The 534-nt window shown below is 59.0% G+C and carries 1 protein-coding gene; it reads left to right on the plus strand.

Going from position 1 to position 534, the window contains the following annotated elements; genetic code table 11:
- A partial coding sequence (locus GCN78_RS28900; protein ID WP_264372705.1) for a GTP-binding protein occupies positions 1–534 on the plus strand: 534 nt, incomplete at both ends.

Here is a 534-nt window from a genome sequence, read left to right on the forward strand (position 1 = left end):
CCGGTGCTGCCCAGATGGACGGCGCGATTCTGGTGTGCTCCGCAGCTGACGGCCCAATGCCACAGACCCGCGAACACATCCTGCTGGCCCGCCAAGTTGGCGTTCCATACATCATCGTGTTCCTGAATAAGTGCGACCTGGTCGACGACGCAGAGCTGCTGGAACTGGTTGAAATGGAAGTGCGCGAGCTGTTGTCGAAGTACGAATTCCCAGGCGACGACCTGCCTATCATCAAAGGTTCGGCACGTATGGCGCTGGAAGGCAAAGAAGGCGAAATGGGCGTTGACGCAGTGTTGCGTCTGGCCGATGCGCTGGATGCCTACATCCCAACGCCAGAGCGCGCTGTTGACGGTGCGTTCCTGATGCCAGTGGAAGACGTGTTCTCGATCTCGGGTCGCGGCACCGTTGTGACCGGTCGTATCGAGCGCGGCATCGTCAAAGTCGGCGAAGAGATCGAAATCGTCGGCATCACCGATACCGTCAAAACGACTTGCACCGGCGTGGAAATGTTCCGCAAACTGCTGGACCAAGGTC

It is taken from the genome of Janthinobacterium rivuli (assembly GCF_009208735.1).
GTDB lineage: Bacteria > Pseudomonadota > Gammaproteobacteria > Burkholderiales > Burkholderiaceae_D > Janthinobacterium.